We start from the raw sequence: 12,126 nt of genomic DNA, 5'->3' as shown, positions 1-12,126 counted from the left end.
CCTCGCCCACGCAACCCACACCCGCCTTCGTGACGCCCAGAACCCCACAGACACGCCAGAACCCGACCAGGCAGACGACGACAGCGACACCCCACCCGAAACCCCCCACACGCCCACAGGACACATCCCCAGCCAGCGACCCCACGGACCACTACCCACCGAAAAAGATCAACCCCAGTCGATCAACGTCGACCGGGGTTCGAACATGGCAACTCTAGTGGAGGTGAGGGGACTCGAACCCCTGGCCTCCTCCGTGCGAGGGAGGCGCTCTACCAGGCTGAGCTACACCCCCCTGGAAGCATCTGAAGCTTACAGGACCGCGTAGCCCCTGTGACGACCACCCCGGTTCGGGTGGATCGCCGCCTCCGGCCGGCCGTCAGCTGATGCTGATGCCCTCCTTGCCCCGAGCCCTCGACCGGGCGGCCGGCACGGCGACCTCCCGGGCGAGATCTGGCTGGATGCGCTCTGACAGGGCGAGGCCGGACCGCGTGACGGTGGCCATCAACCGGTCGAACAGGGGGGCTGCGGCGGCTGGCCGGAGCAGCCCCGCCTCATGGCCGCACCATCCCCACACGCGAGTGCCGTCGATGACAAGCTCCTGGTCCGGCTCGGTGCCCCGAGGGAAGGCTAGCCGGGCGTCGGTCGGAACATCCGCCGTGTCGAGCGGGTGGTGCGTCCACAGTTGCAGGGACTCCTCCGGGCACCACGCCTTGTCCCGGACGGCTATCTGCCATACCGCCCGTCCGGGCTGGTACAGGGCGAGCCGGATCGCCGTTCCCCGGCAACGGAACAGCAGACCGACCCCGTCGGGACGAACGCCTCGTACCTCGACGGGTACCGGGGAGCTCCCCGGGCAGACGAGGTATCCCTCGCTCCGCAACCGGGCCATCCACGACTCGAAGGTCACAGCGAACGCTGCCTTCCTGATAGTTCTCGATAGCTACACAGTGATTGCGTGATGATTACGTAGTAGTTGCGCGGGTCTGGGAAGCCCCAGCGGGGGATCGGCCGGTCGGGACCGGACCAGCCGCCAAGGCCGGACCAGCCCGGCTGACCCTGGCGGCACGGCCACAGGTGACCGGGGCGGGTAGCGGGCTGGCGTGCGACGGGAGAAGACGGAGACGGCGCGACCTGGCTCATCCGGCGGAGCGCACAGCTCAGCCGGTCATCCGGGAGCGCGCACGGAGCACTCCGGTGAACGACCCGGCCAGGGGCAGGACGGGAGTCCGGGAATACGGATGATCGACAGCTGCTCCACCCCGGGAGCAAAAAGATCACTCGTGCAGGTCTGGCACCGAGCCCCGAGGCCCCTCGCGCCCAGAACGGTCCCTGAGTTACAGGACCGGTGCGCTCGTCGCGCGTGCGGCGAGCCTCAGTGGACGCGAGGGCTGGGACAACACCGACAGCGCCCTGGACAACAGACCTCTCGCCACGCCCAGTGAGGGGCGGAGCCGGGCTGCCAACGGAGCGTCACACTTTTATTATGCACGGCATCCCGGCCGGGCGTCGGAGCGCAAGTGGCCGCCGGAGATCGGTTCAGGACCATGCGGACACGGTGATTCCGACTGTCCGGAGCGTCTCGACGATCTTTGCACCGCACACCGCACGCCGCGGACCGTGTATCGCTCGGATCGGGGCAGGTGCCCCGGGACGGTGTGGGTCGGTATCCCGGCGACTAATCGGGGAACGACGACCACAGGACGATGTCCGGTCCGGACGGCGAGCACGAGGAGCCCGCCCGGCCGGCACGAGGAGGTTGTCGTGATCTTCGATAGTCGGGAGGAGGCCGGCCGGCAGCTCGGGCAGCGGCTGGCGTACCTACGCGGCCGTGACGTCGTTGTCGTCGGGCTGCCCCGCGGGGGCATTCCCGTCGCGTTCGAGGTGGCGCGGGCGCTGGAGGCCCCGCTGGATGTCATCCTCGTCCGCAAGCTCGGTGTCCCCTTCCAGCCTGAGCTCGCGATGGGTGCCATCGCCGAGGGTGGGATGCGGGTCGTCAACGAGGAGGCCCGGCGGCTAGCTAACGTGGGGCCGGACGAGTTCGCCGCGGTTCAGGCGCGCGAGTTGGTGGAGCTTGATCGTCGGTCCCGGCGGTTCCGGAACGGCCGGCCGAGGATCCCGCTCGCCGGGCGGACGGTGGTCGTGGTGGACGACGGGATCGCGACCGGCTCGACGGCCTCTGCCGCGTGCCAGGTCGTGCGGGCCCAGGGAGCCACCCACGTGGTGCTGGCGACCCCCGTTGCCCCCCGTGACCGGATTGGCTGGCTGCGCCGGCAGGCAGACGAGGTGGTCTGCGTCCAGACGCCCGACGCCTTCTTCGGTATCGGCGAGTTCTACGCCGACTTCTCCCAGACACCGGACGAGGAGGTCGTCGACCTGCTGTACCGGGCCGCGCTGACGATGCCGGTCGGCGGCGCGGTAGCCGACCCGTCCGGCGGCGATGTCGAGGTCGACATCCCCGTCGGTCGAGTGCGGCTCGCCGGTCGGCTCACCGTGCCCGACCAGTCCCGGGGAGTGGTCGTCTTCGCTCACGGCAGCGGCAGCAGCCGGCACAGCCCACGTAACCAGTTCGTGGCCCGCGACCTCAATGCCGCGGGGCTCGCGACCCTGTTGTTCGACCTGCTCACCCCGGACGAGGAGCGTGACCGGGCGAACGTGTTCGACATCGGGCTGCTTGCCCGGCGGCTGATCGACGTGACCGGTTGGCTGCGCGGCCAACCGGCGACGGCTGCCCTCCCCATTGGTTACTTCGGCGCCAGCACCGGCGCCGCCGCGGCGCTGCGGGCCGCCGCGGAAGGGGGGTTCCCCGTCGCGGCCGTCGTGTCGCGGGGCGGCCGACCGGACTTGGCCGCGGCGCGGCTGACCGCGGTACGCGCCCCGACGTTGCTCATCGTCGGGGCACGGGACGATCTGGTCCTCGAGCTGAACCGGCAGGCCCAGGCCCGACTGCTGGGCTGCGAGAACCGGCTGGCGATCGTTCCGGGCGCCACGCACCTGTTCGCCGAGCCGGGTGCCCTGGAGCAGGCGGCCGCGCTTGCGCGTGACTGGTTCGTCGATCACCTGGCGTTGGCCGGCCATCCCGGTCGCGCCTGACCGGGTACTGACCTGACTTCCGCGCGACGCCGGGCGATGCGTGCCCACCCGGGCGCCACTCTGATGGTCCACCGTCACACCACCCGGCAGCCGGACCGACTCGGCGAGGTCTTCGAGGTGCGCTCGGCGGCGGGGGATCCGCCGTTTGCGGTCCGCTGGTCCGACACGGGGCACGTCAGCTTCGTCTACCCGGATCCGGATGCCGAGATCCGTCACCGCGGCGAGGAGACACGCAGCGGGGCCGGCTGAGCAGCCCGGATCAGTCCTGGTCGACGACCCGCCCCGCATCGAGGGCGAGGGTGCGGTCGGCGAGAACCTCGGCGTCCGTGGGATCGTGCGTGACGATGAGCACCGGAGCCGCCAGTGTCGGTAGCACATTGTGCAGGAAGGACCTGACCTCGCGGCGGGTCGCGGTGTCGAGCGCGGCGAGCGGTTCGTCGAGCAGCAGCAGTCCGGGCCCCGGCGCCAGCGCCCGCGCGAGCGCCACCCGTTGCCCCTGGCCGCCGGACAGGGCATCCGGTCGCCGGTCGCCGAGATGGCCGATCCCGAACCGTTCCAGCCAGGTGTCCGCGGACGCCCGGGCGTGCCGCCGGCCCTGGCCGAGGCGGGCCCGCAGGCCGAAGGCGATGTTGTCGCGGGCCCGCAGGTGTGGGAACAGCAGGTAGTCCTGGAAGACCATGCCGACCGGCCGCTGTTCGGACGGGACGAAACGGTGCTCGGCCGGGTCGTCGAGAACCTCGCCGCCGAGGGTGATCCGGCCCTCGTCGAGCGGGAGGAGGCCGGCCAGGGCCCGCAGCAGCGTGCTCTTGCCCGCCCCGCTGCGGCCGAGGACGGCGACCGTCTCCCCCCGTGCCACGCTGACCTCGACGTCGAGCACGAACTGGCCCTGTCGCACTGTCATCAGCGCGCTGAGCCCGGCTGACGCCGGATCCAGGCCGGGGGCGGGGGGCGCCGCCCGCGCCGAATCTCCGGGGACGGTGTTCACGGGATATGCCCCGCGTTCACGGGATGCCCCGCTCGAGCGCCTCCGGGGCGGCGTCACGCGTTCCCCGGTTGCGTAAAATCCGCCGGGCGCCGGGGAACCAGCGGCCCCGCAGCGCCACCAGAACCCCGACGCAGACCGCGAGCAGTACGAGTGACAGCGCGATGGCTGTGTCCGAGTCCGTCTCCAGCGCCAGGTAGACCGCGAGCGGCGTGGTCCGGGTGGTCCCGGGGAAGTTGCCGGCAAACGTGATCGTGGCCCCGAACTCGCCGAGGGCGCGAGCCCAGCACAGCGCCGCGCCGGCGGCCACCGCCGGCGCCGTCATCGGCATGGTGACTCGGCGAAACGTCATCCACGGCCCGGCACCGAGGGTGGCGGCGGCGTCCTCGAACCGCCGATCGGCGCTGTTCAGCGCGCCCTCGACGGACACGACGAGGAACGGCATGGCCACGAAGATCTGCGCGATCACCACGCCGACGCTGGTGAACGGGATGGTGATGCCGAACCAGCCATCGAGGTACTGGCCGACGACGCCGCGCCGACCCAGCACCAGAAGCAGGGCCACGCCGCCGACCACTGGCGGCAGCACGAGCGGGAGGGTGACCAGGGCGCGCAACAGGGACCGGCCGGGAAAACGGGTGCGGGCCAGCAGCCAGGCCAGGGGGACACCGAACAGCAGCGACAGCGCGGTTGTGGCGGTGGCCGTCTCCACTGATAGGAGGAGGGCCTGCCGGACCGCGGTCTCGGTGAGCAGATCGGGCAGGGCGGACCAGGGGGCGCGGACGAGCAGGCCGACGAGCGGCAGGAGCAGGAACAGGCCAGCGATCCCGGCCGGCACCAGCAGCGCCCAGGACATCCGGCGGCGCGTTTCCCGGCGAACCGCGCGGCGCGGACGTCCGCCGGTCCGCGGGTCACCTGGCCGGGGTGCCCGATCGCGCAGGCTGAACCGGCCGTGCGAGCTGAACCGGCCGTGCGAGCTGAACCGACCGCGCAGGCTGAACCGGCCGTGCGGGCCGACGGCCTGTTGCTCCGGCTGACCCCTTCGAAGGAGCGAACCGCCGCGGACCGACACGGCGGGCAGGCCCTTCTCGCTGATCGGGATCAACGACGCTCGGGTAGCTCGATGACGACGTTGGTCGACTTCACCGCGCCGACCGCGAGGACGCCGGCTTCCAGCCCGAGTTCGTCGGCGGCCTCCCTGCTCATGAGCGAGACCAGGCGATGCGGGCCGGCCTGGATCTCGACCTGGGCCATCACCGCGTCGCGCACCACGCGGGTGATAATGCCGGGGAAGCGGTTACGCGCGGATTCGGCGACGACCGGCGTCTGGGCGGCGGTCTGCTCGGTCGCCAGATCCTTGGCGAATCCGGCCAGGGTGCCGCCTTCGATCGCCCGGCGGCCGGCGTCGTCTAGGACGGTTGGCAGTCGGCCGCTGTCCGCCCACCGGCGGATGGTGTCGTCACTGACACCGAGCAGCGCGGCGGCCTCACTGATCCGGAATCTCGGCATGGGATGATCGTACCCGCATCTTCGGGAGAGCCGCGACGCATGATCCGAAATTACGGTGAAATTACATAAAAATATCCGCTCATGCGGGTCGGGCGGCGAGGTGGTCGGATTGACGGGACCGTGCCCTCGACCGACCCGATGCCGGTCGGATGACCGGTTGGCGCATCACGATCTGGTCCGGCGGGGCACGATGCGGAGGTTGCCCCTCTCGGCCCGACTCGCCATTCCTGCCCGACTCGCCACTCCTGGAGCACCCGTGACACCGCCCGCTTCCAAACCGACCGTCACCGCCACCACGTCCTACGGCGACCCGGTCGCCGGCCCCGTGCGGATCAACGCGCGCGCGCTGCTCGTGACGGGTGATCGGGTGCTGCTCGCCAACGAGCGTGGCCAGAAGTCGTTCCACTTGCCAGGAGGCCGGGTCGAGCCGGGAGAGACCGTGCAGACGGCGCTGCGCCGGCTGCTGAACGAGCAGGCCGGGATCGAACTGGACTACCTGACGTTCGTGGGCGGTATCCAGAACATCTCGATCGAACGCGGTGAGCGGATGGGGGTGCTCGACGTCGTCTTCGCCGCTGACCGGTCGTGGGGCGCCGACTTCGGGAGCAGGCTGAATGATCTCGATATCGTCTCGGTGTCCCTTGGGAGCCTGCTCGACCTGGAACTAAGGCCCGCCGACCTGCGCCGACTGGTCCCCGGCTGGCTCACCAACACCCGTCCGGCCTGGTACGAGTCGGCCAGCCGCTGACTGTAGGCGCGCATCCTCGCATTCGCACGGTTGACCTCATCTCGACTTCAGGTTCTAGCGCCCGCATGCCCGCACGCCCGCATGCCCGCACGCCCGCACGCCCGCGGGTCGGAATGCGGCCGGATGAAGGAGCCAGGCGACCCGCGCCACAGCCCCGTGACAGGCCCGATCCGGTGACGAACCACCCTGGCCCTGGATCCCTTGGGTACATTCGCCCGGTGTTCTCTCGACGCCGACCCTGGCCGTCGCGGTCCGCATCGGGCGCTGCATCGCGCGATGGTTACCGCTGTTTCCGTTGTCACCGCCGGACGGGGTGACACCGGCATGGTCGTCATCGGGGTGACGGGCCACCGCGGGCTCTCCGGCGGGCAGGCCGAATACACGGCCGGCGAGATGCGCCGGGTGCTGGCGCCTCTCGCCGCGGCCGGGCTGACCGGGATCAGCTGCCTGGCCGAGGGAGCGGACACTATCTTCGCCGACGTGGTCCTCGAACTTGGGGGCCGGCTCATTGTCATGATACCCGCGGCCGGTTACCGGGACTTTCAACCCGCTGCGCATCGGCGCGACTACGATCGGCTGCTCGGCCGCGCCACCGAGATACGCAGCCAGGACCGGGCGAAGCCCGATCTGCCCAGCCTGATGTCGGCGAGCCGCCTTCTGGTCGACGCATCCGACCAGGTCCTCGCGGTGTGGGACGGTCTGCCGGCGTGTGGCTTCGGGGGTACGGCGGACGTCGTCTCCTACGCGCGCTGGCGACGCAAACCCCTCCAGATCATCTGGCCCGACGGTGCCGTGCGGGCGGGGGTGACCTCCGTCGCCGGTTCGGGCGAACGACAGCGGTAACCGTCAGAGGCCGCCGCGGGGCTGGGGACTACCGCGGGGCCAACGTCACGACGTCCACCTGCACCGGGGCGAGACTCCTCCTGGCCGGAGCCGGAGCCGGAGCCGGAGCCGTCGTGGCCGGTGGCCGGGTGGCGGCCGGCCGGGTCGTTGCCGGCCGGGTCGGGGGCTTGGTCGCCGTGGACGTCACGGAAGCTCCACTGGCGGTTGTTGCCGCGCGGGTGGTCCGGCCACCGGTGGCCGGGGTGCCGGTGGTCGGGGTGCCGGCCTCGATCGGCCCGGCAGCCACTCCTTCCGCCGCTGCGGACGGCTTGGTCGGCACCGGCGGGGCGGCGGCGAGAACGGGCGGCGCCTGGTGCGCCGGCGGGGAGGCCGCCGGCACCGGGCCGCCAGAGGAGCGCCCCGGCGGCGCGGACCTGCCACCCGCCGCGAGGCGCAGGGTGTTCAGGGCGAAGTCCTCCGCCGCCAGGTCGTTCTGCTGTTCCTCTTTGGTCGGGCCGAGGACGGATCCGCCGCCGAGGGTGCTGGGCCCACCTGAGCCGGGTTCGTCCACGGCGGGTTCCTCCACGGCGGGGCTGCCTGACGCGGCGGGCCGGGGGGCGGCCGGTGCCCGCACGGCCGGGCGGCCCTCGCGGGATCCGGACCGGCCGCTGCTCGGAGTGTCCACGGTGCCGCCGTCGTCCGGCTGTGACTCGTGCAACGGAGCACGCGCACCCGTGGTCACGTCGTCGGGCGAGGAGTTGAGCCCCGCGGCGGTGGCTGCGGCCGCCACCGCTGCCACCGCAGCCACCGCGAATGCGGCGACCGGGCGCATCCGGGACCGGCGAGCGCGAACGAGCGGGTCCACCGGTAGGCGTTCTACCCGTGGCTCGGCCGCCCGCCTCGCTGATGTGGATCCCACCGATGCCGCTCGTCCGGACTCCGGACGAGCGGAGGCCGGACGGCGGTCCGGGGGCGGGAGCTCCGGCGGTGGCAGTGTCGGCAGTGCCGGGAGTGGCGGCAGTGTCGGGGGCGGCGGCAGTGTCGGGAGCGGTGGCAGCGCCCGGGCGGCCATCGGGTCCGGGACACTCCCGGTGGGGCTCGGTGCCCGCCGACCGGTGCTGTGCCGCCCGCCCGTGGCCGTCCTGAGGGGAGCCCTTCCGAGGGGAGCCGTCCGGGTCGGTGGTCGAGGATCGGTAGGCTCAGGCCGCGGATCCGCGCCTGTCGTCGCGGCGCCCGCCCGCCCGCCGTGAGCCGTGGCGGCCTGCCGGCCACGGCCCCACGCCGCTCGGGTCGACTGCGGCTTCGATCCGGAGAGCAGCGCCAGCAGCTCGGCGGTGTCGGGCAGAGAGGCCCCGTCGGCCTGTCGCACACGGGCGAGCGCCCGCCGTACCCCCTGGCCGATGGGAGCCGTGTGCTCCGACCGGTCGGCGCGGCGTCGCCCGGCTCGGGCCGCGGGTTCGACGGACCCGCTGGGCTTTCCCGTCGCGGCCAGATCGACGATCCCGGCCCACGCGACGATGTCGGCGGCGGGGCCCTCCCAGCCACTCGCCGCGGGGCCGTAGCCATAGCCGGGCACGTAGCCGGGGCTGTTGGGGGGAGGCCGCAGGTGGCCGGAGCGCCCGGCGACGACGTGCGGCGTCCCGGGCGCCGTCCCCCCGGCCGAGCCGGCCGCGGGGGACAGCAGCAGTGGTCGCAGGGCCGCCGCGACACCCAGGTCGACCAGCCGCGGCCCGGTAACGGAGAGCACGATATCCGTTGCTGTCAGGTCGCCGAGTACGCCGACCGTGCGGTGCGCCGCATCGATGGTCTCCAACAGGGTCCGGGCGAGGCGGTCGATCTCGTCCGAGGACAGCGGTCCGCGTTCGGTGAGCTCGCGGGCCAGAGTCGGGCCCCCGACGAACTCCGTGACCACGTATGGCCGCTCGGCGTCGGGCGCGGCGTCGAGTACCCCGCAGGTGTGTGCCCCGGCCAGCACGCGAGCGCGGTCGATCGCCGCCGCGAACCGGGCCCGCATGTCCGCGCGCAGGGCGTCGCCCGGGTGCAACGCGCGGATCGCGACCTGCGCGCCTCCGACAGCACGGCTCAGATAGACGATGCCGGTGATGCCGGCGTCCAGCCGACCGAGCAGCTGGTAGGGCCCGAGTGAGGTGGGCTCGCCCACGGCGAGCGGCGCGACGTGACGAGGTAGCCGAGCGGTCATGGTGATGATGCCCCGAATGCGGCTCGTGGACGGTCAGCGACGTTTATTCGCTCCGACGGTAGCTACTCCAGTCGTGTCCGTGAAGGCCGCTACGCATCCTTCTTCGCACTTCTTCGCATCTGCAACGAATTCGGCATCCGCCGGACGCCGGCGGGCACCGGGCGCGAGCACAGTGATCATCGTCGGCGGAACATTGGTCGGCTATTTCCCGGCCAACCGATCATCGGTCGGCCGGTGGCTCCGGCGCGTACGCGACGGCGATTCCGTCGAGAAGCCATTTCAGCGCCTGCTCGAAGCGCGGCGCCGTGTATCCGCAGCCGAGGGCGGCGAGGGCGCGCAGCCGTGGGTACTCCTTCTCGGCGGTCTGCGCGTCCTCGGTGGTCTGCGCGTGGTTGAGGACCTGGGCGTCAAGGACCTGGACGGAGAAAACCGGTCCCGCCATCGGGACACCGGGGCGATCCTGGGAGTCGGCCGCCGGAGGCCGTCGGCGGTCGAAATCCTCCCGGTCGCCGAGTTCGCGCAGCGTGCAGCCGACCACCAGATCATTAAGCGAGTGGATGATGCGCAGCTGGTCCTGCGGATCATCGGTGATCTTCGAGGCGACGGTCAGGCACTGCTCGATGTGCCGCAGCTTGTTGGGACCGAAACCCCGGCGGATGCCGATCCGAAGGGCCCAGGGATGTTCCTGGAAGGACCGCCTCGCGCGCCGGGCGATCTGGGTGAGGCCGTCCCGCCAGTCCTCGGGAACCTCGTCCAGCAGATGCCCAGCCAGGAACGCGTCCCACATCAGGCCGGTCAGTTCGTCCTTGTCCCGGACGTGGTGGTAGAGCGTCATCGTCCCGACGCCCAGATGTGCGGCGATCCGCCGCATCGACACCGCCGTGAGCCCCTCCTCGTCGGCGATCTCCATCGCGGCCAGGGCCAGCCGTTCACCGCTCAGCGGCGTCCGGCATCCCGGTGGGGTGGACACCCGTCCCATCGGCTTCCCCTGGGATCGCCCCGGGGCCGCACTCGGCGGCGCCGCCATCGCCACTCACCTCCTGGCAGGACGCCTCCTGGCAGGACGCACAGGCTGCCGTTTTGGCGTTGGTACATCGTACGGCGTAGGGTTGGCCCACTGCTCGTACGGTGTACGAAGGCTGGAGTTGTATGAAGGCTGGGGTTGGAGGTATCGGGTGATGACAGGTTCGGATGAGGGCAGTTCGGACGAGGACAGTTCGGACGAGGGTGGTGCCGTGGTCGGCAGGACCGCCGGTAACGGGGCGGGCGCCTCGCCGGGAGGTGGCGCACCGCCGGGCCGGGGGATTCCGTGCTGGGCCGTGCTGGCCGTCTGCTGCCTGGCCCAGTTCATGGTCGTTCTGGACATTTCGATCGTGAACGTCGCGCTGCCGTCGATGCAGACCGATCTCGGGATGACGGCGAGCGGCTTGCAGTGGGTGGTCAACGCCTACACGATCGCGTTCGCGGGTCTGCTGCTCTTCGGCGGCCGGGCGGCAGACCTGTTCGGTCGCCGCCGGGTGTTCGTGGCCGGGCTGGCGCTGTTCACCCTGGCGAGCCTCGGCGGTGGTTTTGCGCGGACCGAGGCGCAGCTCATCGTCGCCCGGGCCGTGCAGGGGCTGGGCGGGGCCGTGCTCGCCCCGGCGACGCTGACCCTGTTGATGACCTCCTTCGCTGAGGGGCGGGAGCGGACCCGGGCGTTGGGCGCGTGGGGCGCCACCGCGGCCAGTGGCGGGGCGCTCGGCGCGATCGTCGGCGGTGCGCTGACCGAGGTCGCGAACTGGCGGTGGGTGCTGTTCGTCAATGTGCCGATCGGGGTGGCGCTCCTCGTGGCTGCCCGGCTCGTGCTTGTCGAATCGCGGGGCCAGTTGAGCCGGCTGCGTGATCTTGACATTCCCGGCACGGTGACCGTCACCGGGGGCCTGGTGCTGTCGGTCTACGGCATCGTCCGCACCGAGAGTTCCTCCTGGACGTCCCCGGTCACGCTCGGGATGCTGGCCGGGGCGGTAGTGCTCCTTGCCGCGTTCGTGGTCGTCGAGGTCACGACCCCCGCCCCGCTGGTGCCGCTGAGCATCTTCCGCTACCCCGGGCTCGCCGCAGCGAACGCGGTCGCCGCCTTCCTCGGCGCCGCGATGTTCACGATCTTCTTTTTCCTCACCCTCTTCCTCCAGCAGGCTCAGGGTTACAGCCCGCTGCGCGCCGGGGTGGCCATGCTCCCGATGCCACTTATGATCATTGTTGCCTCGCGGATCGTCACCCGGATGATCGGGCGGCTCGGTCCGCGTCCGATCATCGTGTTCGGTCTCATGAGCGGAACGGCAGGTCTGCTCTGGCTGTCGACGATCACCCGGGACGGCTCGTACTGGGTGCACGTGTTCGGCCCGGTCCTGATCATCGGGTTGGGGGTGGGCTCTGTCATGGTCGCGATGGTCGCCGCGGCCACGGCGGGCGTGCCGATGCGCCTGGCGGGCCTCGCGTCCGGTTTGATCAACACCAGCCGCCAGATCGGCGCGGCGATCGGCCTCGCCGCGGTGTCGACGATCGCGACCAGGTATACCGACGGCCGTCTCAGGCACGGGGCCGCGCGGCTCGACGCGCTGGCCTCCGGCTACTCCCTCGGGCTGTTCATCGGCGGCTGCGTCCTCGCCGCCGGGATCCTGGCCGCGCTGCTGCTGCCCCGTGTCCGGCGGCCCGAGCCGGAGCCGGCCCTCGGCGCGGCGGAGAAGACTGCGTCCGGGGCCTCGGACGACGAGGACCAGGCACTCGCGGAGGTCTGAT

11 protein-coding genes and 1 tRNA gene are annotated in these 12,126 nt (G+C 71.7%); 5 read left to right on the top strand and 7 right to left on the bottom strand.

The genetic code is table 11. From position 1 onward, the window contains the following. Positions 1–218 precede the first annotated feature (218 nt). Both AC08OV_RS04555 and AC08OV_RS04550 read right to left on the bottom strand, forming a co-directional pair. Positions 219–292, bottom strand: a tRNA-Ala gene (locus tag AC08OV_RS04555). A gap of 84 nt (positions 293–376) precedes the next feature. Continuing rightward, on the bottom strand, positions 377–907 hold the full coding sequence (locus AC08OV_RS04550; protein WP_476614488.1) for a hypothetical protein: 531 nt from the start codon (positions 905–907) through the stop codon (positions 377–379). A gap of 854 nt (positions 908–1,761) precedes the next feature. Here AC08OV_RS04550 and AC08OV_RS04545 point away from each other — a divergent pair. Both AC08OV_RS04545 and AC08OV_RS04540 read left to right on the top strand, forming a co-directional pair. Then, the gene (locus tag AC08OV_RS04545; RefSeq protein WP_476614487.1) at positions 1,762–3,090 is read left to right on the top strand and encodes a phosphoribosyltransferase family protein; all 1,329 of its coding nucleotides are present in this window, start codon (positions 1,762–1,764) and stop codon (positions 3,088–3,090) included. A gap of 36 nt (positions 3,091–3,126) precedes the next feature. Further along, the gene (locus AC08OV_RS04540) at positions 3,127–3,339 is read left to right on the top strand and encodes a DUF1918 domain-containing protein (protein WP_476614486.1); all 213 of its coding nucleotides are present in this window, start codon (positions 3,127–3,129) and stop codon (positions 3,337–3,339) included. 10 nt (positions 3,340–3,349) lie between these two features. On the opposite strand, the gene AC08OV_RS04535 is transcribed toward AC08OV_RS04540, so the two are convergent. From AC08OV_RS04535 to AC08OV_RS04525, 3 genes are all read right to left on the bottom strand, one after another. Next, a complete protein-coding gene (locus AC08OV_RS04535; RefSeq protein ID WP_476619337.1) occupies positions 3,350–3,991 on the bottom strand; it encodes an ABC transporter ATP-binding protein in 642 nt (213 codons plus the stop codon). A gap of 100 nt (positions 3,992–4,091) precedes the next feature. Further along, entirely contained in the window at positions 4,092–5,144 is a 1,053-nt protein-coding gene (locus AC08OV_RS04530) for an ABC transporter permease (RefSeq protein WP_476614489.1), read from the bottom strand. Between the two features lie 29 nt (positions 5,145–5,173). Next, positions 5,174–5,581 carry a TOBE domain-containing protein gene (locus AC08OV_RS04525; RefSeq protein ID WP_462187801.1) on the bottom strand — a complete coding sequence of 136 codons (408 nt, stop codon included), beginning with the start codon at positions 5,579–5,581 and terminating at the stop codon, positions 5,174–5,176. Between the two features lie 256 nt (positions 5,582–5,837). Between AC08OV_RS04525 and AC08OV_RS04520 the strand changes: the two genes are divergently transcribed. Both AC08OV_RS04520 and AC08OV_RS04515 read left to right on the top strand, forming a co-directional pair. Beyond that, positions 5,838–6,329, top strand: coding sequence for an NUDIX hydrolase (locus AC08OV_RS04520; protein WP_476614484.1), 492 nt, complete (start codon positions 5,838–5,840; stop codon positions 6,327–6,329). 276 nt (positions 6,330–6,605) lie between these two features. Beyond that, entirely contained in the window at positions 6,606–7,172 is a 567-nt protein-coding gene (locus AC08OV_RS04515; protein ID WP_476614483.1) for a hypothetical protein, read from the top strand. Between the two features lie 28 nt (positions 7,173–7,200). On the opposite strand, the gene AC08OV_RS04510 is transcribed toward AC08OV_RS04515, so the two are convergent. Both AC08OV_RS04510 and AC08OV_RS04505 read right to left on the bottom strand, forming a co-directional pair. Then, positions 7,201–9,351 (bottom strand): hypothetical protein, encoded by a 2,151-nt coding sequence (locus AC08OV_RS04510; RefSeq protein ID WP_476614482.1) that lies wholly within the window; start codon positions 9,349–9,351, stop codon positions 7,201–7,203. Between the two features lie 220 nt (positions 9,352–9,571). Further along, the gene (locus AC08OV_RS04505; protein WP_476614481.1) at positions 9,572–10,330 is read right to left on the bottom strand and encodes a TetR/AcrR family transcriptional regulator; all 759 of its coding nucleotides are present in this window, start codon (positions 10,328–10,330) and stop codon (positions 9,572–9,574) included. A 199-nt stretch (positions 10,331–10,529) separates the two neighbouring features. Between AC08OV_RS04505 and AC08OV_RS04500 the strand changes: the two genes are divergently transcribed. Further along, positions 10,530–12,125, top strand: coding sequence for an MFS transporter (locus AC08OV_RS04500; protein ID WP_476619336.1), 1,596 nt, complete (start codon positions 10,530–10,532; stop codon positions 12,123–12,125). Position 12,126: the final 1 nt, after the last annotated feature.

Source organism: Frankia sp. CeTa3Moorea, from assembly GCF_978021225.1.
This window is presented reverse-complemented; position numbering and strand designations above follow the sequence as displayed.

Bases quoted from the DNA above. Each gene is read 5' to 3' on its own strand.
- AC08OV_RS04500 (WP_476619336.1), top strand. From the start codon at position 10,530: ATGACAGGTTCGGATGAGGGCAGTTCGGACGAGGACAGTTCGGACGAG.
- AC08OV_RS04540 (WP_476614486.1), top strand. From the start codon at position 3,127: ATGCGTGCCCACCCGGGCGCCACTCTGATGGTCCACCGTCACACCACC.
- AC08OV_RS04515 (WP_476614483.1), top strand. From the start codon at position 6,606: ATGGTTACCGCTGTTTCCGTTGTCACCGCCGGACGGGGTGACACCGGC.
- AC08OV_RS04510 (WP_476614482.1), bottom strand. From the start codon at position 9,351: ATGACCGCTCGGCTACCTCGTCACGTCGCGCCGCTCGCCGTGGGCGAG.
- AC08OV_RS04525 (WP_462187801.1), bottom strand. From the start codon at position 5,581: ATGCCGAGATTCCGGATCAGTGAGGCCGCCGCGCTGCTCGGTGTCAGT.
- AC08OV_RS04505 (WP_476614481.1), bottom strand. From the start codon at position 10,330: ATGGGACGGGTGTCCACCCCACCGGGATGCCGGACGCCGCTGAGCGGT.
- AC08OV_RS04535 (WP_476619337.1), bottom strand. From the start codon at position 3,991: ATGACAGTGCGACAGGGCCAGTTCGTGCTCGACGTCGAGGTCAGCGTG.